Source organism: Pseudomonas sp. stari2 (genome assembly GCF_040760005.1).
In the GTDB taxonomy this organism is placed as follows: domain Bacteria; phylum Pseudomonadota; class Gammaproteobacteria; order Pseudomonadales; family Pseudomonadaceae; genus Aquipseudomonas.
Map to the genome: position 1 here is coordinate 4,491,162 of NZ_CP099760.1, position 22,223 is coordinate 4,513,384.

Annotated in this window: 17 protein-coding genes; 6 read left to right on the forward strand and 11 right to left on the reverse strand. The window is 59.5% G+C overall.

Features of this window, described 5'->3' with window-relative positions:
- The first annotated feature begins 287 nt into the window (after nucleotides 1–287).
- Genes mfd through NH234_RS20490 form a run of 3 tightly spaced genes read left to right on the forward strand, consistent with a single transcriptional unit; the run spans nucleotide 288 to nucleotide 7,016 of the window.
- Nucleotides 288–3,737 carry a transcription-repair coupling factor gene (gene mfd, locus NH234_RS20480; protein WP_367254110.1) on the forward strand — a complete coding sequence of 1,150 codons (3,450 nt, stop codon included), beginning with the start codon at nucleotides 288–290 and terminating at the stop codon, nucleotides 3,735–3,737.
- 10 nt (nucleotides 3,738–3,747) lie between these two features.
- Entirely contained in the window at nucleotides 3,748–4,314 is a 567-nt protein-coding gene (locus tag NH234_RS20485) for a CsiV family protein (protein ID WP_085733488.1), read from the forward strand.
- 11 nt (nucleotides 4,315–4,325) lie between these two features.
- Nucleotides 4,326–7,016, forward strand: coding sequence for an SNF2-related protein (locus tag NH234_RS20490; protein ID WP_367254112.1), 2,691 nt, complete (start codon nucleotides 4,326–4,328; stop codon nucleotides 7,014–7,016).
- 41 nt (nucleotides 7,017–7,057) lie between these two features.
- Here NH234_RS20490 and NH234_RS20495 read toward each other — a convergent pair whose 3' ends face one another.
- From NH234_RS20495 to NH234_RS20505, 3 genes are all read right to left on the reverse strand, one after another.
- Complete coding sequence (locus NH234_RS20495) at nucleotides 7,058–7,795, reverse strand: S-methyl-5'-thioinosine phosphorylase (RefSeq protein ID WP_085733486.1); 738 nt, start codon at nucleotides 7,793–7,795, stop codon at nucleotides 7,058–7,060.
- A 12-nt stretch (nucleotides 7,796–7,807) separates the two neighbouring features.
- Complete coding sequence (gene nagZ, locus NH234_RS20500) at nucleotides 7,808–8,818, reverse strand: beta-N-acetylhexosaminidase (protein WP_085733485.1); 1,011 nt, start codon at nucleotides 8,816–8,818, stop codon at nucleotides 7,808–7,810.
- 158 nt (nucleotides 8,819–8,976) lie between these two features.
- Nucleotides 8,977–9,684 carry a TetR/AcrR family transcriptional regulator gene (locus NH234_RS20505; protein ID WP_007953037.1) on the reverse strand — a complete coding sequence of 236 codons (708 nt, stop codon included), beginning with the start codon at nucleotides 9,682–9,684 and terminating at the stop codon, nucleotides 8,977–8,979.
- Nucleotides 9,685–9,914: 230 nt separating this feature from the next.
- Between NH234_RS20505 and lexA the strand changes: the two genes are divergently transcribed.
- Both lexA and sulA read left to right on the forward strand, forming a co-directional pair.
- Nucleotides 9,915–10,523 carry a transcriptional repressor LexA gene (gene lexA, locus NH234_RS20510; protein WP_085713140.1) on the forward strand — a complete coding sequence of 203 codons (609 nt, stop codon included), beginning with the start codon at nucleotides 9,915–9,917 and terminating at the stop codon, nucleotides 10,521–10,523.
- Nucleotides 10,524–10,533: 10 nt separating this feature from the next.
- Nucleotides 10,534–11,007, forward strand: a complete 474-nt coding sequence (gene sulA / locus NH234_RS20515) for an SOS-induced cell division inhibitor SulA (protein WP_367254114.1) — start codon at nucleotides 10,534–10,536, stop codon at nucleotides 11,005–11,007.
- Between the two features lie 79 nt (nucleotides 11,008–11,086).
- Here sulA and NH234_RS20520 read toward each other — a convergent pair whose 3' ends face one another.
- The 7 genes from NH234_RS20520 to NH234_RS20550 all read right to left on the reverse strand — a co-directional run bounded on the left by NH234_RS20520 (nucleotide 11,087) and on the right by NH234_RS20550 (nucleotide 19,534).
- Complete coding sequence (locus NH234_RS20520) at nucleotides 11,087–11,320, reverse strand: hypothetical protein (RefSeq protein WP_003226592.1); 234 nt, start codon at nucleotides 11,318–11,320, stop codon at nucleotides 11,087–11,089.
- Between the two features lie 106 nt (nucleotides 11,321–11,426).
- The gene (locus NH234_RS20525) at nucleotides 11,427–11,951 is read right to left on the reverse strand and encodes a DUF6586 family protein (RefSeq protein WP_085733483.1); all 525 of its coding nucleotides are present in this window, start codon (nucleotides 11,949–11,951) and stop codon (nucleotides 11,427–11,429) included.
- A 171-nt stretch (nucleotides 11,952–12,122) separates the two neighbouring features.
- Complete coding sequence (topA, locus tag NH234_RS20530) at nucleotides 12,123–14,753, reverse strand: type I DNA topoisomerase (protein WP_085733482.1); 2,631 nt, start codon at nucleotides 14,751–14,753, stop codon at nucleotides 12,123–12,125.
- Between the two features lie 114 nt (nucleotides 14,754–14,867).
- Complete coding sequence (locus NH234_RS20535) at nucleotides 14,868–15,104, reverse strand: DUF1653 domain-containing protein (RefSeq protein ID WP_007953059.1); 237 nt, start codon at nucleotides 15,102–15,104, stop codon at nucleotides 14,868–14,870.
- 99 nt (nucleotides 15,105–15,203) lie between these two features.
- Complete coding sequence (gene fadA, locus NH234_RS20540) at nucleotides 15,204–16,379, reverse strand: acetyl-CoA C-acyltransferase FadA (RefSeq protein WP_007953060.1); 1,176 nt, start codon at nucleotides 16,377–16,379, stop codon at nucleotides 15,204–15,206.
- Nucleotides 16,380–16,408: 29 nt separating this feature from the next.
- A complete protein-coding gene (gene fadB, locus NH234_RS20545; protein ID WP_367254117.1) occupies nucleotides 16,409–18,556 on the reverse strand; it encodes a fatty acid oxidation complex subunit alpha FadB in 2,148 nt (715 codons plus the stop codon).
- A 540-nt stretch (nucleotides 18,557–19,096) separates the two neighbouring features.
- Complete coding sequence (locus tag NH234_RS20550; RefSeq protein ID WP_085733480.1) at nucleotides 19,097–19,534, reverse strand: hypothetical protein; 438 nt, start codon at nucleotides 19,532–19,534, stop codon at nucleotides 19,097–19,099.
- Nucleotides 19,535–19,652: 118 nt separating this feature from the next.
- Between NH234_RS20550 and NH234_RS20555 the strand changes: the two genes are divergently transcribed.
- Nucleotides 19,653–20,090, forward strand: a complete 438-nt coding sequence (locus tag NH234_RS20555; protein WP_047295289.1) for a universal stress protein — start codon at nucleotides 19,653–19,655, stop codon at nucleotides 20,088–20,090.
- Nucleotides 20,091–20,153: 63 nt separating this feature from the next.
- Here NH234_RS20555 and NH234_RS20560 read toward each other — a convergent pair whose 3' ends face one another.
- A complete protein-coding gene (locus tag NH234_RS20560) occupies nucleotides 20,154–22,076 on the reverse strand; it encodes an ATP-binding cassette domain-containing protein (RefSeq protein WP_085733479.1) in 1,923 nt (640 codons plus the stop codon).
- Nucleotides 22,077–22,223 lie beyond the last annotated feature (147 nt).

Consider the following 22,223-nt stretch of genomic DNA (forward strand, 5'->3'; position numbering starts at 1 on the left):
GCAAACGGTAACAAAATTCCGTCCAAAAAAATAACGCCCTCCGCAAGCCCAGTAAAACCGGGGCTTTCAGCGCAGTCAGTTTTTCGACGACTGTTAGACGATGTCTGTAACCCTCCGTAACACCTCCCACTTTCGGCACTACATAATCGTCAAAAAAGTGCTGGTTTTTATGGTTACCACTACATTTCGCTGAAACAGCGCAGATAGACGCAGTCTGCAACTGACAGGCGGCACCGGACGCCGCTACAATTACCGACTTTGTCGCAACGCCTGGAGCTCAACCTTCCGTGCCTGTTCTGCGTCTACCGCTTCTCCCTGCCGCGGCAGGTAAACAGCACTGGGGCAATCTCCCCGGTGCCGCCCTGAGCCTGGCGATTGCCGAGGCTGCCAGCGCTGCCAAGCGCTTCACGTTACTGCTGACCGCCGACAGCCAGAGTGCCGAACGGCTGGAGCAGGAGCTGAGTTTCTTCGCCCCGGATTTGCCGGTGTTGCATTTCCCCGACTGGGAAACCCTGCCCTACGACCTGTTCTCACCGCACCAGGACATCATCTCCCAGCGCATCGCCAGCCTTTATAGACTGCCGGAGCTGGAGCATGGCGTGCTGGTGGTGCCGATCACTACCGCCCTGCATCGCCTGGCGCCGACCAAGTTCCTGCTCGGCAGCAGCCTGGTGCTGGATGTCGGTCAGAAGCTCGACGTCGAGCAAATGCGCTCGCGGCTCGAAGCCAGCGGCTATCGCTACGTCGACACGGTTTATGAACACGGCGAGTTCACGGTGCGTGGCGCGTTGATCGACCTGTTCCCGATGGGCAGCAAACTTCCCTATCGCATCGATCTGTTCGACGACGAAATCGAAACCCTGCGCACCTTCGACCCGGAAAACCAGCGTTCCATCGACAAGGTCGATTCGGTCAAGCTGCTGCCGGCCAAGGAGTTCCCGCTACAAAAGGATGCGGTGACCCGCTTCAAGGCGCGCTTTCGCGAGCGCTTCGACGTCGATTTCCGCCGCTGCCCGATCTTCCAGGACCTGAGCAGCGGCATCACGCCGGCCGGCATTGAGTACTACCTGCCGCTGTTCTTCGAAGAAACCTCGACCCTGTTCGATTACCTGCCCCAGGACACCCAGGTGTTCTCGTTGCCAGGCATCGAGCAAGCGGCGGAAAACTTCTGGAACGATGTGCGCAATCGTTATGAAGAACGCCGCGTCGATCCATCGCGTCCTTTACTGCCGCCGGCCGAACTGTTCTTGCCGGTGGAGGACTGTTTCGCCCGCCTGAAGAACTGGCCCCGAGTGGTCGCCAGTCAACAGGACGTGGAAACCGGTGCCGGCCGCGAACGCTTCCCGGCGCAGGCATTACCGAATCTGGCAATCGAAGCCAAGGCTACGCAACCGCTGGCCGCGCTTTCCGCCTTCCTCGACGAATTCCCGGGGCGCGTGCTGTTCACCGCCGAATCCGCCGGCCGTCGCGAAGTGCTGCTGGAATTGCTGGAACGCCTGAAGCTGCGGCCGAAAACCGTCGACAGTTGGCCTGACTTCGTCGCGAGCAAGGATCGCCTGGCGATTACCATCGCCCCGCTCGACGAAGGCTTGATGCTGGATGACCCGGCGCTGGCACTGGTCGCGGAAAGTCCGCTGTTCGGCCAACGGGTGATGCAGCGTCGCCGTCGCGAAAAACGCGCCGATGCCAACAACGATGCCGTGATCAAGAACCTCACCGAGCTGCGCGAAGGCGCGCCAGTGGTGCATATTGACCACGGCGTCGGTCGTTATCTTGGCCTGACGATTCTGGAAATCGACAATCAGGCTGCCGAATTCCTGACCCTCGAATACGCCGAGAACGCCAAGCTCTACGTGCCCGTAGCCAACCTGCACCTGATCGCCCGTTACACCGGTAGCGACGATGCGCTGGCCCCACTGCACCGCCTCGGCTCCGAAACCTGGCAGAAAGCCAAGCGCAAGGCTGCCGAACAGGTGCGCGACGTGGCTGCCGAACTGCTCGACATCTATGCCCGTCGCGCCGCCCGCGAAGGTTATGCGTTTGCCGATCCGAAGGCCGATTACGCAACGTTCAGCGCCGGCTTCCCGTTTGAGGAAACCCCGGATCAGCAATCCACCATCGAAGCCGTGCGCGAAGACATGCTCGCGCCGAAACCGATGGATCGCCTTGTCTGCGGCGACGTGGGTTTTGGCAAGACCGAGGTGGCCATGCGTGCCGCGTTCATTGCCGTGCACGGCGGCAAGCAAGTGGCGATCCTGGTGCCGACCACCCTGCTCGCCCAGCAGCACTACAACAGCTTCCGTGACCGCTTCGCCGACTGGCCGGTGACCGTGGAAGTGATGAGCCGCTTCAAGTCGGCCAAGGAAGTGAACGCTGCGGTGGCCGAACTGGCCGAAGGCAACATCGACATCGTAATCGGCACCCATAAACTGCTGCAGGACGACGTCAAAATCAAAAACCTCGGGCTGGTGATCATCGACGAAGAGCACCGTTTCGGTGTCCGTCAGAAGGAGCAGCTCAAGGCCCTGCGCAGCGAAGTCGACATTCTTACGCTGACTGCCACGCCGATTCCGCGCACGCTGAACATGGCGGTGTCGGGCATGCGCGATCTGTCGATCATCGCCACACCGCCGGCGCGACGCCTGTCGGTGCGCACTTTCGTCATGGAGCAGAACAAGAGCACGGTCAAAGAGGCCTTGCTGCGTGAGCTGCTGCGCGGAGGGCAGGTTTACTACCTGCACAACGATGTGAAGACCATCGAGAAGTGCGCCGCCGAACTGGCCGAACTGGTGCCGGAAGCGCGGATCGGCATCGGCCACGGGCAGATGCGCGAACGCGAACTCGAACAGGTGATGAGCGACTTCTACCACAAGCGTTTCAACGTGCTGATCGCCTCGACCATCATCGAGACCGGCATCGACGTGCCGAGCGCCAACACCATCATCATCGAGCGCGCCGACAAGTTTGGCCTGGCGCAGTTGCACCAGTTGCGCGGGCGCGTCGGACGTAGTCACCACCAGGCCTACGCCTACCTGCTGACTCCGCCACGCCAGCAGATTACCGGCGATGCGGAAAAACGTCTGGAAGCGATTGCCAATACTCAGGATCTGGGTGCGGGCTTCGTGCTGGCCACCAACGACCTGGAAATCCGTGGCGCCGGTGAATTGCTGGGCGATGGTCAGAGCGGACAGATCCAGGCAGTCGGCTTCACGCTGTACATGGAAATGCTCGAGCGCGCGGTGAAGTCGATCCGCAAGGGCGAACAACCGAACCTCGACCAGCCGCTCGGCGGTGGCCCGGAAGTCAATCTGCGAGTGCCGGCGCTGATTCCGGAAGATTATCTGCCGGACGTTCACGCACGCCTGATCCTGTACAAGCGCATCGCCTCGGCCACCGACGAGGAAGGCCTGAAGGATCTGCAGGTGGAGATGATCGACCGCTTCGGGCTGCTGCCGGAACCAACCAAGAATCTGGTGCGCATCACTGCGTTGAAATTGCAGGCCGAACAGCTGGGTATCAAGAAAGTCGATGGCGGCCCGCAAGGCGGACGCATCGAGTTCGCGGCGCAAACGCCGGTCGACCCGATGACTCTGATCAAACTGATCCAGAGTCAGCCAAAACGCTACAAATTCGAAGGCGCCACGATGTTCAAGTTCCAGGTGCCGATGGAGCGTCCGGAAGAACGCTTTAATACTGTAGAGGCGCTGTTCGAGCGCCTCCTCCCGAAAACTGTTTGAAGGACGCCGCATGCGCCTGTTTCGCTCATTGACCTTGCTACTGACTCTGGTAGCACCGACGGCGTTTGCCGACGACCTGTATCAGGTCGAAATGATTCTGGTACGCCAGAACGCCGTGCCGGCCATCGTCAGCCGCGCCGCGCCGGAAGACTGGGCCGCCGGTGCCCAACGCCTGGGCGATGACAGCAAGCGCACCACCGCGCTGAACGACGTCGCCACCAAACTCACCGCCAGCGGCGAGTACAGCGTGCTGATGCACAAGGCCTGGCAGCAGACACTTGGCGAGACGCCGGCGAAGGTCGCGGTCAGCGAAGGTCAGGAGCAGTTCGGCCAGTTCCCGATCGAGGGCACGATCGAAATGAAGCTCGGCCGCTTCACCGACGTGAACGCCGACTTCTGGGTCAACCAGATCGACGCCAACGGTATGGTCACCGCCAGCGAACGCCTGAAACAGGAAAGCCACACCAAGAACGGCCAGCTCAACTACCTGGACAACGGCCACTTGGCCCTGCTGATCAAGATCACTTCACTGACGGCGCCTGCGCCTCGGGAAGCGCCTGAAGTCGTACCGGACTGATTGAAGTCCTTATGTCCCCGCCTCTGAGTAAACCGCTGGCCTCTTCCTGGGTCAGCCGATTCAAGGAACAAAGCCTGGAGCGTGGCCGCCGCTACGCGCTGGAGAACCGGGTGCGGATCGTGCAGGTCGGCGATGCGACCATTACCGCCAGTTGCGAAGGCTCTGGCGGCAACATTTATCGTCAGACGATTCATCTGCGCGAGTCGGCCAAAGGCACACTGCTGATGGTCGACGCCACGTGCACCTGCCCGGTCCACAGCAACTGCAAACACTGTGCGGCGGTCTTGCTGCAGGTGCAGGAAACTCTCGAATACCCTGCCGCTGCCAAAGACGCCGAACTGCTGGAAAAACTCCAGGCTGCTCTGGAAAACCGCAGCCCCAAGGCGCCGCCACAAGTGCTGGTGGACAATGTGCAGCCGGTGCCGCGCCTGTGGCTGGCCAGCGTCGAGTTCAGCGCGTTCGAGCCGCGCAACGGCAAGATGCAGCGCTATATCCAGCATCGTGCGGCGCTGTCTTTCAGCTACCTCGACGAATACGTCAGCGGCCAGAAAAACAGCGACATCCTGATTCGCCAGGAAGCACAGACTCTGCGTGTCAAACGCCATCCTGACGTAGAGCAAAGCTACCGCGAACAATTGCGGATTCTCGGCTTCCGCATCGCCACGAGACAGAGTAAAGCCCTGCCGGAAAGCGCCGGTGAACTCTATGAGATGGTCAACGACAGCGCGTGGCTGACATTCACTCTCAACGATCTGCCAAAGCTGCGCACCCAAGGTTGGGAATTGCAGATCGACGAAGAATTCGGCTTCGATCTGACGGCCGTCGACGACTGGTACGCCACCGTCGAACAAACCCCGGAACGCGACTGGTTCGATCTTGAGTTGGGCATCATCGTCAATGGCGAGCGCCTGAGCCTGCTGCCGATCCTGCTCAACCTGATGCGCTCGCACACTGAAATCCTCAACCCCGAACGCCTTGCCCGGCGACGGGATGACGAGTTGATTCTGGTGAACATCCCGCAACGCAACAGCGAGCATGGCCCCTTGCAGGTCGCCCTACCCCTCGGCCGGTTGAAACCGGTGCTGGCAACGTTGGGCGAGTTCTATCTGCAAGAGCCGGGCGAAACCACCCTGCGCCTGAGCAAGGCTGACGCCACCCGTCTCAACACGCTGGAAGGCATCCCCCTGCTATGGGAGGGCGGCGAGCAGATTCGCAGTTTCGCCCAACGCCTGCGCGATATCCGCGACTACAGCGCCGAGGCGCCGGAAGGACTGAACGCGACACTGCGGCCTTATCAGCTCGAAGGCTTGAGCTGGATGCAGTCGCTGCGGCAACTTGAGGTCGGCGGGATTCTTGCGGACGACATGGGACTGGGCAAAACCCTACAGACCCTGGCGCACATTCTCAGCGAGAAAAACGCCGGACGCCTGGACCGGCCGTGCATGGTGGTGATGCCCACCAGCCTGATCCCCAATTGGCTGGACGAAGCGGCGCACTTCACGCCCCAGCTCAAAGTGATTGCTCTGTACGGTGCCAGCCGCAAAAAGCATTTTGAGCATCTGGCCGATTACGACCTGATCCTCACGACCTATGCGCTGCTACCCAAGGATGTCGAGCGCCTGGCAAAGCAGCCATTGCATGTATTGGTGCTGGATGAGGCACAGTACATCAAGAACCCGAACAGCAAAGCCGCCCAGGCGGCTCGTGAACTGAACGCCCGCCAACGTCTGTGCCTCAGCGGTACGCCGCTGGAAAACCACCTGGGCGAACTGTGGTCACTGTTTCACTTCCTGCTGCCCGGCTGGCTCGGCGACGTTAAAAGTTTCAACGCCGATTACCGTGTGCCGATCGAAAAACGCGCCAGCGAAGTCAGACTTCAGCACCTCAACGGTCGGATCAAACCGTTTCTGCTGCGCCGCACCAAGGAACAGGTCGCGACCGAGCTGCCGCCGAAAACCGAGATCATCCACTGGGTCGATCTCAACGAGGCCCAGCGCGACATGTACGAAACCATGCGCCTGGCCATGGACAAGAAGGTTCGCGACGAGATCACCCGCAAAGGCGTGGCACGCAGTCAGATCATCATTCTCGAAGCGCTGCTCAAGCTGCGTCAGGTCTGCTGCGATCTGCGTCTGGTCAATGACGCCACCCTGCCCGCGCGCGGCAGCACCTCGGGCAAACTCGACAGCCTGATGGAAATGCTCGAGGAGCTGTTTGAGGAGGGGCGACGGATCCTGCTGTTTTCGCAGTTCACTTCGATGCTGTCACTGATCGAGGATGAACTGAAAAAGCGCAATGTCCCCTATGCGTTGCTGACCGGGCAAACCCGGGATCGGCGCACACCGGTGAAGGAATTCCAGAGCGGCAAACGTCAGATCTTTCTCATCAGCCTGAAGGCCGGTGGCGTTGGTCTGAACCTGACGGAAGCGGATACCGTGATTCACTACGATCCATGGTGGAACCCGGCGACCGAAAATCAGGCAACCGACCGTGCGTATCGCATTGGTCAGGAGAAGCCGGTATTCGTCTACAAGATGATTGCCCGGGGCACGGTTGAAGAGAAAATTCAGCTTCTGCAACGGGAAAAATCCGACCTGGCGGCCGGTGTGCTAGATGGGCGCAAGGCCGGGGACTGGAAGTTGCAGAGTGATGATATCGAGGCGCTGTTTGCGCCGTTGCCGGACAAGTTTGAAAAGCGCTGAGATCCTCAGCGCTTATTCGTACGAGTCATTCGGAGCCAGACTCAGCCCTTGAGTACCCGCGCCAACGTCGATTTCACCTTGCCCATGCCGTCATGCAGCGCCTGCTCGATCTCGGCCATGGTGATCACCGCCGTGGTCTTGCCCGCCGCCGGGTTCACCACCAGCGACAGACAGGCGTAATCCAGATCCAGCTCGCGGGCCAGCGCCGCTTCCGGCATGCCGGTCATGCCGACGATGTCGCAGCCATCACGCTCCAGGCGCACGATCTCAGCCACGGTTTCCAGACGCGGGCCCTGGGTGCAAGCGTAAACGCCTTGATCGCTGTACTCGCAACCTTCGGCAGCCAGCGCAGCAATCAGTTGCTGACGCAGTGGCTCGCTGTAGGGAAAGCTGAAGTCGATGTGTGTGACATGCTCCAAGTCATCGGCGAAATAGGTGTGTTCGCGACCGCTGGTGTAGTCCACGATCTGATGCGGCACGCAGAAATGTCCGGTGCCCATTGCAGGATGAATCCCACCCACGGCGTTGACCGCGATGATCGCTTCGGCCCCAGCCTGCTTCAACGCCCACAGGTTGGCGCGGTAGTTGACCTTGTGTGGCGGAAAGCGATGCGGATGACCGTGACGAGCAAGAAACAGCACTTCCTTGCCGGCGTATTCGCCAATCTGTACTTCGGCCGATGGCGCACCGTAAGGCGTATCCACCGCCAGCGACTGACGAATGCTCAGGCCTTCCAGCTGAGTCAGACCGGTGCCACCGATGATTGCGTAAACCGTCATAGCGAAAAATCCTTAATCGATCAGTTGAGCGTCTTTGAGCGCGCCGACAGCGGTCAGCCAGCGCGGATCCTGACGGTATTCGGTGCTAGCGAACGCCTGACCGCGCATCCGCGCGATGCGCTGTGATGGCTTCACCTTCATGCGCTGCGCGGCGCTCAGGGCCAGCTCGGCGGCCGCCCGGTCGTTGCACACCAGGCCCATGTCGCAACCGGCGCTGAGTGCGGCTTCGATGCGGCTGGCGGCATCGCCTACGACATGCGCACCGGCCATCGACAGGTCATCACTGAAGATCACGCCGTCGAACTGCAACTCACCGCGCAGGATGTCCTGCAGCCAGCGGCGGGAGAACCCGGCTGGCTGCGCATCGACTTGCGGATAAATCACGTGGGCCGGCATGACGGCGGCCAATTGCTTACTCAGTTTGGCGAACGGCACCAAGTCGTTGGCGCGAATCTCCTCCAGGCTGCGCTCGTCGCTGGGGATTGCGACGTGAGAGTCGGCCTCCGCCCAGCCGTGGCCAGGGAAATGCTTGCCGGTGGCAGCCATGCCGGCGCTGTTCATACCTTTGATGAAAGCCCCGGCGAGCAGTGCTGCACGCTCCGGATCGCCTTCGAACGAACGAGTGCCAACCACGGCGCTGCGCTGGTAATCCAGGTCCAGCACCGGGGCAAAACTCAGATCGAGGCCGACAGCCAGCACTTCAGTGGCCATGATCCAGCCGCATTGCTCGGCCAGATACTCGGCATTCGGGTTGTCAGCGATGGCACGCATGGCCGGTAGACGCACAAAGCCCTGACGCAGGCGCTGGACGCGACCGCCTTCCTGATCCACCGCCAGCAGCAGGTCCGGGCGAATGGCACGGATCGCCGCGCTCAGCTCACGCACCTGGCGCGGATGCTCGATGTTGCGGGCAAAAATGATCAGGCCACCCACTTCGGGCTGGCGCAACAATTGGCGATCTTCGGCCGTCAGCCAGGTACCGGCGACGTCCACCATCAACGAGCCTTGCAGGCCAGCAGTCATAGAGATTCCTTGAAAACGAAAAACCCGTTGCTCACGAAACCACCACCGGGGGCATTTTCCGGCAGGTCGGTGATTTCAATGAGAAACGGGTTCAGAACGAGAGTCGGCATGGGCGGCTAGCTTAGCGGATGTCAGCTGCCGCGCCCACCCATGGACAGTTAAACCTTGGCCGGTGCCGGCGCTGATTTGCTGCGTGGTCGCAGCTGCGCGGTGGCCATCGCGGTATCGGTGACGCCGGTTTCGGCACGCATGCCGGCCGCGAGAAACGGCACCATCAGGCGCATCACCTGTTCGATGGAGGTGTTGACGCCGAAATCAGTCTCGGCAATCGCGCGCAACGCCTTGATACCCGACATGCTGAACGCCGCGGCTCCAAGCATGAAGTGCACACGCCAGAACAGTTCGATAGGAGGAATACGTGGTGCAGCTTCGTTCACCAGCAACATGTAGCGGCGGAACACCTTGCCGTACATGTCTTCCAGATAGCGCCGCAAGTGACCCTGACTCTGGCTGAATGCGAGACCCAGCAAGCGCATGAAAATCGACAGGTCGTTGCCACTACGTGGCTGTACCACCAGTGCTTGCTCGACAAGGATTTCCAGCAGCTCTTCGAGCGAAGGCTTGTTCTCTGGCTTGGCCTGGCGGCGCTCCAGCTCTTTGTCGAGGCTGATGCAGAACGGACCGAGGAAGCGCGAGAATACCGCCTGGATCAGCGCCTTCTTCGAACCGAAGTGATAGTTCACCGCAGCGAGGTTGACCCCTGCCTTGCTGGTGATCAGACGCAATGAGGTTTCAGCGAAACCTTTTTCCGCGAACAGCTGTTCTGCAGCATCAAGAATGCGTTCAACGGTTTCCGACTGGGCCATGGCTACTCCGCCTGACAAACACTTGTTTGAAACATACGTTTCAGCCTATGCCTTGTCAAGCCTGCCAGTTCGTTTTGGGAATGGTCGGTCAGATATTTAACCACAACAAGGACGCCACATTAATCAGCGTCGTCACTGACCGTCCGGCGGCATGGCAAAAAAGGATCATTGCCAAGCCCGCTTCACTGTATATAATCCCAGTCACTGTATAAAAAGACAGAGCGATCAATATGCTTAAGCTGACGCCACGCCAAGCCGAGATTCTGGCCTTTATCAAACGCTGCCTCGAAGACAACGGCTACCCGCCGACCCGCGCGGAAATCGCTCAGGAACTGGGGTTCAAATCCCCTAACGCCGCCGAAGAGCACCTCAAGGCGCTCGCCCGCAAAGGCGCGATCGAGATGACCCCGGGGGCCTCTCGCGGCATTCGAATCCCTGGCTTCGAAGCGAAGGTCGACGAGTCAACGCTTCCGATCATTGGTCGCGTGGCCGCCGGTGCACCGATTCTCGCCCAGCAGCACATCGAAGAGTCCTGCAACATCAACCCGGCCTTCTTCCACCCTCGCGCCGACTACCTTTTGCGCGTCCACGGGATGAGCATGAAGGACATCGGTATTTTCGACGGCGACCTGCTGGCCGTTCACACGACCCGAGAAGCCCGCAACGGTCAGATCGTGGTTGCCCGGATCGGCGACGAAGTGACTGTCAAACGCTTCAAGCGCGATGGCAGCAAGGTCTGGCTGATCGCCGAAAACCCTGAGTTCGCCCCTATCGAAGTCGACCTGAAAGATCAGGAACTGGTGATCGAAGGCTTGAGTGTCGGCGTCATCCGCCGCTAAAGGAGGCTTTATGCAGTTCCCACACGCACCTCAGCAAACACAACTGCCGTTGTTCGAGGCATTTCTGGCGCAACCACTGGCCCCCATCCTCAAGGATGTAGCCGAGCGACCATGGAATGTCGAACCCGAAGCGTTCAGTGAGCTGTCGCTGCGCGGCGCGGCCGGGAACTGCTTGAACCTGCTGGCGCCGATTCTTCGCGAATTGAGCGAGGATCAGGACGCGCGCTGGCTGACCCTGATCGCTCCACCTGCGAGCCTGACCCAAACCTGGTTGCGGGATGCTGGATTGAATCGTGAACGCATCCTGCTGTTGCAACCGCGCGGCACTCAGAGCGCTCAGCAATTGGCTTGCGAAGCCCTGCGCCTGGGTCGTAGTCATACGGTGGTGACATGGTTGAACCCGCTCGCCTCAGGTTCACGCCAACAACTGATCAACGCCGCCCGCACCGGGGACGCTCAAAGCCTGAATATTCGACTGGGCTGACTGCATGCGCGCTAATTCGAGCGCGGGGCTTCTCAAGGGATAGAGAAGCCGAACCGAAGCGATAATCGACGGGCGGTGCTCAATGAAGAACCCGCGGTCCCTCTTCCTTATCAAACTCGCCTTCAACCATACGACCGGCCATTTGCACGCCGACGCTCAGCATCGCCTTGGCAATTTCAACGTGTTGGCCCTGCAGAAATGCCTTGGCATCCTCGGAGAAATCAAGAGTCACCAGGGAACCCTCGTCCTCGGCCCTGCGCAGTTCGATTCGGCCGTCTGGTAGCTCGACAATTTCTAGAAAGGACGTTGGCATATAGGTCTGTTCTCCACGAAAGGCAGGGATTATATAGACATCATTCAGGATTCGCTCAGGATCTTGACCAGCAGCATGCATCTCGTCGCCACCAGCCAAGAAGCCATCAGCACTCGTTCAAGCCTTCACGGAAACGGATAGCCAGACCCTTCAGATTCTGCCGCCAGCTCTCCAGCTCTTCACGACTCAACTCTTCCGGGGCTTGCTCTTCATCCAGATTGACCGCCTGAATCAGCGGCTGGGTCACATCGCCTTTTGGCTTGTGTGGCACTCGCGGCGGCTGAAACAGCGCCGAATGCGCGGCCAGCAATTTAGCCAGCCAGGTTTCCGGATTACCCGCCAACTCAACCATCTCGGCCAACTCGGGGATCGCAATCGACTCAAGCACTTCGCGGGTCAACAGCGTTTCCGCCCGCGGCGCGTTAGCCTGTGGCAGCCTGTAGAACCCGGCAATTTCGTGACACAACCCCAGCAACGCACCATAGAGATGAAACAGTGCGGACTCGCGCCCGGCCTGAATCAGCGCCAGCGAATTCATCGCCCGCCCCTCTTCGGCCCTGGCCAGCGCTTCCAGCGACAAACCCGCGAAATAGATCTTCTGATTGGTACGGGTATAGAGTTCGTGGGCCATGTCGTCACTCTCCACAACGAAATAATTGCTTCACACAGGCCGGACAGTGTCATGGATCAGCCGATCCGACCGCAAGCATTAAACAAAAAGGCCGCATGAAAACCAGAAGGTTGTCATGCGGCCTTTTGTGTTGAAGATGCCTGATCAGCGCACCTTCAGTTCAGCGTTCGCTCAAGCCTTGGCTTTTGCCGGACGCTTGTCTTCGACCGTCCACTTGCCACCATCGAAGAACGCTTTCCAGCCTGTTGGCTTGCCGTCGACTTCGGTCTGAACATATTGCTCCTTGGTCTTGCGGCTGTAGCGGATCACTGCCGGCAGACCATCTGGATCCTTCTGCGGCGCTTCGCACAGGAAGTGGTACTTCGGATCGATCTCGTCCTTGTGCGGCAGAATCTCGACCACCAGCGGAGCACGGGTCTCGCGGTTTTTCGGGAACTGGCTGGCCGCCAGGAACAGGCCTGAAGCACCGTCGCGCAGGATATAGGTGTCGTTGACCTTTTCGCATTTCAGCTCAGGCATTTTCACCGGATCCATCTTCGGCGGCGCCGCGTCACCGCTCTTCAGCAGCTTGCGGGTGTTCTTGCAGGTCGGATTGGTACAACCGAAGAACTTGCCGAAACGACCGGTCTTGAGCTGCATCTCGCTGCCACACTTGTCGCATTCCAGGCTCGGACCTTCGTAACCCTTGATGCGGTAGCTGCCCTCTTCGATTTCGTAGCCGGCGCAATCCGGGTTGTTACCGCAGATATGCAGCTTGCGCTTTTCGTCGAGCAGGTAAGCGTCCATCGCCGTGCTGCAGATCGGGCAGCGATGCTTGCCGCGCAGCACCAGGGATTCCGATTCACCCTCGTCGTCCGCAGCGATTTCATCGCCCGGCACCAGGTTGACGGTGGCCTTGCAGCGCTCTTTCGGCGGCAGGCTGTAGCCCGAGCAACCGAGGAAGACGCCGGTCGAAGCAGTACGAATCTGCATCGGACGACCGCAAGTGGTGCACGGAATATCGGTCATCACCGGCTGGTTGGCACGCATGCCGGCTTCCGGATTCTCGGCTACTTCAAGTTTCTTTTTGAAGTCACCGTAGAACTCATCCAGCACGTTCTTCCAGTCGCGCTCGCCCTGGGCCACGTCATCGAGGTTCTCTTCCATGCCGGCGGTGAAGCCGTAGTCCATGAGGTTCGAGAAGCTCTCGGACAGACGTTCAGTGACGATGTCACCCATCTTTTCCGAATAGAAACGACGGTTGTGCAGGGTCACGTAACCGCGATCCTGAATGGTCGAAATGATCGCCGCGTAGGTCGAAGGACGGCCAATGCCGCGCTTTTCCATTTCCTTCACCAGGCTGGCTTCCGAGTAACGGGCCGGTGGCTTGGTGAAATGCTGGGTTGGATCAAGCTTGATCAGCTTCATCACGTCGCCCTGCGCCATGTCCGGCAGGACATCGTCATCGCCAGGCTTGGTGATTTGCGGCAGGACGCGGGTGTAGCCGTCGAACTTCAGAATACGGCCCTTGGCGCGCAGCTCGAAGTCGCCAGCGGCCACGCTGACGGTGGTCGACAAGTATTGCGCCGGCAGCATCTGGCAAGCCAGAAACTGGCGCCAGATGAGCTCGTAGAGGCGCTCAGCGTCACGCTCCATGCCAGCGAGCTTGCTTGGCGTGGTGTTCGCGTCGGAAGGACGAATCGCTTCGTGAGCCTCTTGTGCGCCTTCCTTGCTGCTGTAGACGTTCGGCGTTTCCGGCAGGTACTTCTTGCCGAACTCGTCTTCGATATAAGTACGCGCCATCGCCACGGCATCGACCGAGAGGTTGGTCGAGTCGGTACGCATATAAGTGATGTAGCCGGCTTCGTACAGACGCTGGGCCATCATCATGGTTTTCTTCACGCCGAAGCCCAGGCGGTTACTCGCGGCCTGCTGCAGCGTGGAGGTGATGAACGGCGCCGACGGTTTGCTGCTGGTCGGCTTGTCTTCACGCTTGACGATGCTGTAGCTGGAGGACTTCAGCTTCTCCAGGGCCGCCATGGCCTGCGCTTCATTGAGCGGCTTGAAAGCTTCACCCTTTTCACGGGCCACTTCGAAACGAACGGTCGAGCCCTTGGTGGTGCCGAGGTCGGCATGCACTTCCCAGTACTCTTCCGGGATGAACGCACGAATTTCACGCTCACGCTCAACCACCAGCTTCACGGCTACCGATTGCACACGACCGGCGGACAGACCGCGAGCGATCTTTGCCCACAGCAGCGGAGAAACCATGTAACCCACGACGCGGTCGAGGAAACGACGGGCCTGCTGCGCGTTCACTCGATCGATATCGAGCTCGCCCGGCTCCGAGAAGGCTTCCTGAATCGCCTTCTTGGTGATTTCGTTGAACACCACGCGCTTGTAGCGGCTGTCGTCACCACCGATGGCTTCGCGCAGGTGCCAGGCAATGGCTTCCCCCTCGCGATCCAAGTCGGTTGCGAGATAGATGGTGTCAGCATCCTTGGCGAGCCGGCGCAGCTCTTCGATGACCTTTTCCTTGCCCGGGAGGATCTCGTACTTGGCTTTCCAGCCATGATCCGGATCGACCCCCATGCGCGAGACCAGCTGCTTGCGCGCCTTCTCTTTAGGCGACAGCGCTGGCGCTTCGCCCGCAGCAGCCTTGCCGCGCTTGGCGGCAGGCTCCTTGCTGGCGCTAGCCGAACCGCTGGTGGGCAGGTCTCGGATATGGCCGATACTCGACTTCACCACGTATTGGTTGCCCAGATACTTGTTGATGGTCTTGGCCTTAGCCGGGGATTCCACAATGACCAGCGATTTGCCCATGGATCAGAAAATTCCTGAATTCTAGAAGTGAAAGGCGGTTGGCGCCTGACGCGGCACCGCTATATATAGTGGCTACAAGGTGAGGTCAAGCGCAGGGTTTTGCGCGCCCTCGCCTTATGGCTTCGAAAAAAGGCTTGGTTCGGCTTGCACCAAAGCAAAGCGCGGGACCTGCTCGCCGTCAACTTCGACGGACTCCAGGAACATGCTCAAGGGACGTACCCAAAAGCCGTAATCGCCATACAGGGCTTGGTAAAAGACCACTTCTTCTTCAGTCTCGGAATGCCGCGCAACACTGAATACGCGGTACTGCGGACCTTTGTAATGTTGGTAGAGCCCAGGTTGTATCGGCACGCTTCGGCCCTCACTCAAATTTTTTCATAATAAATACAAAAATAAATCCGCAAAAACAAAAACCGGGGCACTTGGCCCCGGCTTCCATCGACGAGACGCTTAAACGCGTTCGAAGACGGTGGAGATGCCTTGGCCAAGGCCAATGCACATGGTGGCCACCCCGAAGGTGCCGCCATTCTGCTTCATCACGTTCAGCAAGGTGCCGGAAATACGGGCACCGGAGCAACCGAACGGGTGACCCAGGGCGATCGCGCCGCCGTGCAGGTTAACCTTCTCGTTCATCTTGTCGAGCACTTTCAGATCTTTCAGCACAGGCAAGGCCTGCGCTGCGAACGCTTCGTTGAGCTCGAAGAAGTCGATATCGTTGATACCCAGGCCGGCACGCTTCAGTGCTTTCTGCGTAGCCGGTACCGGACCATAGCCCATGATCGCCGGATCCACACCTGCCACTGCCATCGAACGAATCACGGCCAGCGGCTGAATGCCCAGGTCCTGTGCACGCTGCGCCGACATCACGATCATGCACGAAGCACCATCGGTGATCTGCGACGACGTACCGGCAGTCACGGTGCCGCCCTTTGGATTGAACGCCGGCTTCAGAGCCGCCAGGCTTTCCAGGGTGGTTTCCGGACGAATGGTTTCGTCGTAGTCGAAGGTTTTCAGGAAACCATTCTCGTCATAGCCCTGCATCGGGATGATCTCGTCCTTGAACTTGCCTTCCACAGTCGCCTTGTGGGCGAGCTGGTGGGAACGCACGCCAAAGGCGTCCTGCTGTTCGCGAGTGATGCCGTGCATTTTGCCCAGCATTTCAGCGGTCAGGCCCATCATGCCCGAGGCTTTCGCCGCGTACAGGGACATGTGCGGGTTCGGATCGACACCGTGCATCATGCTCACATGACCCATATGCTCGACGCCGCCAACCACGAATACGTCACCGTTGCCGGTCATGATCGCTTGCGCAGCGGTGTGCAGCGCGCTCATCGACGAGCCGCACAGACGGCTGACGGTCTGGCCGGCCGAAGTGTGCGGGATCTGGGTCATCAGCGACGCCATGCGCGCGATGTTCCAGCCCTGCTCCAGGGTCTGGTTGACGCAGCCCCAGATCACATCCTCGACTTCGGCAGGATCGACCTTGGTATTGCGTTCCAGCAGTTTGCTGATCAGGTGCGCCGACATGTCTTCGGCGCGGGTGTTACGGTGCATGCCGCCCTTGGAGCGGCCCATCGGAGTACGACCGAAGTCGACAATCACGACGTCTCTAGGATTCAAGCTCATAAGTTCACTCTCACTCTAGTTGGGGGCGCTTAACCGAAGAAGCTCTGGCCGTTCTTGGCCATTTCGCGCAGCTTCGCGGTCGGGTGGTACAGCGCGCCCAAATCAGCGTACTGGTCGGCCAGGGCAACGAACTCGGCAACACCGATCGAATCGATGTAGCGCAGCGCACCGCCACGGAATGGAGGGAAACCAATACCGTAGACCAGACCCATGTCGGCTTCGGCGGCGGTTTCGACAATGCCGTCTTCCAGGCAACGCACGGTTTCCAGGCACAGCGGGATCATCATCCAGTTGATGATGTCTTCGTCAGTGACTTCACGCTGCTCGTAGACGATCGGCTTGAGCACTTCCAGTACCGACGGGTCGGCGACTTTCTTCTGCTTGCCTTTCTTGTCGGCCTCGTAGGCGTAGAAGCCCTTGCCGTTTTTCTGACCCAGACGCTTGGCTTCGTAAAGCACGTCGATGGCCGAACGACGGTCGTCCTTCATGCGGTCCGGGAAGCCTTCAGCCATCACGTCACGACCGTGGTGACCGGTGTCGATGCCGACCACGTCCATCAGGTATGCCGGGCCCATCGGCCAGCCGAATTTTTCCATGATCTTGTCGATACGGACGAAGTCCACACCCGCGCTGACCAGCTTGGCGAAGCCGCCGAAGTACGGGAACAGTACGCGGTTGACCAGGAAGCCCGGGCAATCGTTGACGACGATCGGGTTCTTGCCCATTTTCTTGGCGTAGGCAACGGTGGTGGCAATCGCCAGCTCGCTGGACTTCTCGCCACGGATCACTTCCACCAGCGGCATCATGTGCACCGGGTTGAAGAAGTGCATGCCGACGAAGTTTTCCGGCCGCTTGAGCGCTTTGGCCAGCAGGCTGATGGAAATGGTCGAGGTGTTGGACGCGAGGATGGTGTCTTCTTTGACCTTCTCTTCGACTTCCGCCAGAACGGCTTGCTTGACCTTCGGATTCTCGACCACGGCTTCAACAACCAGGTCGACGTGCCCGAAATCGCCGTAGGACAGGGTCGGACGAATGCCGTTGAGCACTTCAGCCATTTTCGCGGCGGTCATGCGGCCTTTATCAACGCGACCAACCAGCAGCTTGGCGGCTTCAGCCAGACCTTGCTCGATGCCGTGCTCGTTGATGTCCTTCATCAGGATCGGCGTACCTTTGGAAGCCGACTGATAGGCGATACCGCCACCCATGATGCCGGCGCCCAGTACGGCAGCCTGCTTCACGTCCTTGGCGATTTCGTCGTAGGCCTTGGCCTTTTTCTTCAGTTCCTGATCGTTCAGGAACAGACCGATCAAGCTCTGCGCGGCAGAGGTCTTGGCCAGTTTCACGAAACCTGCGGCTTCGACTTCCAGCGCCTTGTCACGGCCGAAGTTCGCGGCTTTCTGGATGGTCTTGATCGCTTCGACCGGGGCCGGGTAGTTCGGGCCGGCCTGGCCAGCCACGAAACCTTTGGCGGTTTCGAAAGCCATCATTTGTTCAATGGCGTTCAGCTTCAGCTTTTCCAGCTTCGGCTGACGCTTGGCCTTGTAGTCGAACTCGCCGGAGATGGCGCGCTTGATCAGCTCAAGGGCAGCATCCTGCAGCTTCTCGGGAGCAACCACTGCATCGACGGCGCCGACCTTCAGCGCGTCCTCAGGACGGTTTTCCTTGCCGGCGGCAATCCACTCGATGGCGTTGTCGGCACCGATCAGGCGCGGCAGACGCACGGTACCACCGAAGCCCGGGTAGATGCCCAGTTTGACTTCCGGCAGACCGATCTTGGCCTTGGTGGACATGACGCGGTAGTCCGCTGCCAGGCACATTTCCAGACCGCCACCCAGGGCGATGCCGTTGATCGCGGCGACGGTCGGAACGTTGAGGTCTTCGAAATCGCTGAAGATCTTGTTGGCTTCGAGATTGCCAGCAACCAGCTCGGCATCCGGCAGCTTGAAGTTGTCGACAAATTCGGTGATGTCGGCGCCGACGATGAACACGTCCTTGCCACTGCTGACGATCACGCCCTTGATCGAAGCATCTGCCTTGATGGTGTCTACGACCTGACGCAGTTCGTTCAGGGTAAGACGGTTGAACTTGTTGACGGACTCACCCTTGAGGTCGAATTTCAATTCGACGATGCCACTTTCAAGAGCTTTAACCGTGATGGCTTTACCTTCGTAAATCATCAACTGATCTCCACGATATGGAAGCTGAACAGTACACGTCGGACGCAGGCGAATGGCTCGGCAGGACGCTTTTTCGTCAATGCTGACACCAATCCACCCGGCACACCCGCCAACGCGATAGTCGGGATTCTGTAGGAGCAGTCTGCAATACAAACGCTCAATTCATACGCCCGTTTGATTTGGGTACGCCACCTTCACGGAATTTCCGACAATTGTCAATCGCCCTAAATACGGGTTGAAATGCGACTTTGCGGTCATTTCTGTAAGACGCAGCCCGTCCACACATGCTTGCATGTCAGGGCATTCATAAGATTAATAGTTAGAAAAGTCGCCCTAATTCACCGCAAGCCTTGTTTAACAGGCTACGCTGGCTGGACTACGAAGGAAAACAGGCGCACTTTTGCTGACCGAATCACTCCGGTTCAACGCCAAAAAGAATTTCCGGCCTGCCTGGCCAACCCCGCCCGATGAATCATGTCGGGCTTTTTATTGCTCGTCTGCCGGACGTTTCGCACCATTGCAGCGCGAAAAGTCCGAGAGTCATGCCAGCGCTTTCAGCGTGGCATCAATTTCCAGCAAAACCGTCGCTTCGCCCTTCTCGCCCCAATAGAGCGCGATCATCTGCTTGTCGGCTTCAACCTTGAAAACGTTGCCCGGCAATTTCTCGAAATGATTCAACAGAAGCGGATCCTCACAGGCTTCCTGCCACTGATTGACCCACACGCCCGGGGATTTCTGCCAGTACGTCCAGCACACAGGCTGCTTGCTGCGCCGTGGCCGATGGTATTGCGCACATGGGTTTGGCGGCTCCTGAGACAACCAGTGCGGCCACTCCTGAGGTGCCAACTGCATGGCCAGTCCGATGCGCCGGGCCTCGGTGCGCAAGGCTATGCGGCCACTCTGTGCACGGGACGGGCGCAGCCACGCCAGGGGGCTCAACACCACCAGCAGGATTGACACCACCAGCCAGACCGTCATATCTCTACTCCCGTTTTTAAATGCGCCCATTTTGAATAAGCCCATTGCGTCACTTTGGAACCAATGCGCTTGAAACCAGCCATACTTAACAATATTGATCCCTCACGAGGAGCACCTCATGCCCTACCACCATATCCTGGTCGCCGTAGATCTGACCGAAGAGTGCGACCCTGTGATCCACCGCGCCCGAGAGCTGTCGGTGAGCAATGGCGCCAAGCTGTCGCTGGTGCATATCGTCGAACCGATGGCCATGGCCTTCGGGGGTGACGTGCCGATGGATCTGTCACAACTGCAACAACAGCAGTTCGATCAGGCCAAGGAGCGCCTCGAGCGCCTGAAGCACAAATACACCGAACTGGAAGGCTCCAACTGCCACCTGACCTATGGTCAACCACGCCAGGAAATCCACCACTTCGCCAAGGATCAGGAATGCGACCTGATCGTGGTCGGCAGCCATGGCCGACATGGTCTGGCGCTGCTATTGGGCTCGACCGCCAACGATGTCCTGCATGGCGCACCTTGCGATGTGCTGGCGGTGCACTTGGTCAAACGCTGATTCCACCTGTGAAAAGCCCGGCGTCCATCACTGGACGCCGGGCTTTTTCATGACCGGAAGCTATCAGGCGTCCAGTTCGGCCCAACGCTCTACCAAGGTGTCCAGCTCAGCCTGCAATTGCTCCAGCGAAGCAATGACTTTGGCCGTCTCGGCCGGCGGACGCTGGTAGAAACCGGCCTCTGCCATTTCAGCCTCGACAGCAGCGATCTGCTGTTCCTTTGCGTCGATGTCGCCCGGCAACGCTTCCAGCTCGCGCTGAAGCTTGTAGCTCAGTTTCTTCTTCGCAGCCGGGGCCGCAGCAACAGGTGCGGCGACCGGAGCCGGCTCGGCAGTAACCACCGCCGAATTCAGGTCAGCCTTGCCGGATTTGCTTTCAGTCACGCCCAACAGACGTGGCGAACCGCCCTGGCGGATCCAGTCCTGATAGCCGCCGACGTATTCGCGAACCTTGCCTTCACCTTCGAAGACCAGGGTGCTGGTGACCACGTTGTCGAGGAATGCCCGGTCGTGGCTGACCATCAACACTGTGCCGTTGAAGGTCAACAGCACTTCTTCGAGCAGTTCGAGGGTTTCCACGTCGAGGTCGTTGGTCGGTTCGTCGAGCACCAGCAGGTTCGCAGGCTTGCTGAACAGTTTGGCCAGCAGCAGACGTGCACGCTCACCACCGGACAGCGCCTTAACCGGCGTGCGGGCACGCTGCGGGCTGAACAGGAAATCGCCGAGGTAGCTCAGCACGTGGCGGCTCTGGCCATTGATATCGATGAAATCGCGACCTTCGGCGACGTTGTCGACCACGGTCTTTTCCAGATCCAGCTGATGGCGCAACTGGTCGAAATAGGCCACGTCGATCTTGGTGCCCTCTTCCACCTTGCCGCTGGTCGGTTGTAGACCGCTGAGCATCAGTTTCAGCAGGGTCGTCTTGCCGGTACCGTTGGCGCCGAGCAGGCCGATACGATCGCCGCGCTGCAGCACCATGGAGAAATCGCGGATCAGGAACGGACCGCCCGGGTGCGCGAAACTCACGTTATCCAGCACCATTACCTGCTTGCCGGACTTCTCCGCTGTTTCCAGCTGGATGTTGGCCTTGCCGGTGCGCTCACGACGTTCGCTGCGCTCGACACGCAGGGCCTTCAAAGCACGCACGCGGCCTTCGTTACGGGTACGACGGGCCTTGATGCCCTGACGAATCCACACTTCTTCCTGAGCCAGACGCTTGTCGAACAGAGCGTTGGCGGTTTCTTCAGCGGCCAGCTCGGCTTCTTTGTGGACCAGGAAACTGGCGTAGTCGCCGTTCCAGTCGATCAGACCACCGCGATCCAGTTCGAGGATGCGGGTGGCGAGATTCTGCAGGAAGGAACGGTCGTGCGTGATGAACAGCACGGCGCCCTGGAAATCCTTCAGTGCTTCTTCGAGCCAGGCAATCGCACCGATGTCCAGATGGTTGGTCGGTTCGTCGAGCAGCAGCAGATCCGGCTCGGACACCAGCGCCTGCGCCAGCAACACACGACGACGCCAGCCGCCGGACAACTCGGCGAGGGTCTTGTCGGCCGGCAATTGCAGGCGGCTCAGGGTGCTGTCGACCAGGGTCTGCAAGCGCCAGCCATCACGAGCTTCAAGGTCGTGCTGAACGTGCATCAACTTGTCCAGATCGGCATCGGTGACGATGTTCTGGCTCAAGTGATGATACTCGGCGAGCAAGGCGCCAACGCCGTCGAGGCCTTCAGCCACCACGTCGAACACTGTCCGCTCGTCGGCCACCGGCAATTCCTGCGGCAATTCACCGATTTTCAGACCGGGGGCACGCCACACGGCGCCGTCGTCAGGCTTCTGGTCGCCCTTGACCAGTTTCATCATGCTGGACTTGCCAGTGCCGTTGCGGCCGATGATGCACACCCGCTCACCACGGGCGATCTGCCAGGACACCTTGTCCAACAACGGCATCGCGCCGAATGCAAGGGACACATCGCTGAATTTGAGCAGGGTCATGAGCTTCTCCAAAAACCGGGCGCGCATTCTACCTGAATCGGGACCCGAGCAGGCCGGCAATTTCACCGCTGACGCACTCTGCACAACAATTGTTGCGAACTTGTGCCGCAAGGCCCGCAAAGCTTTCGCCGGCTGCTGGCAAAAGGC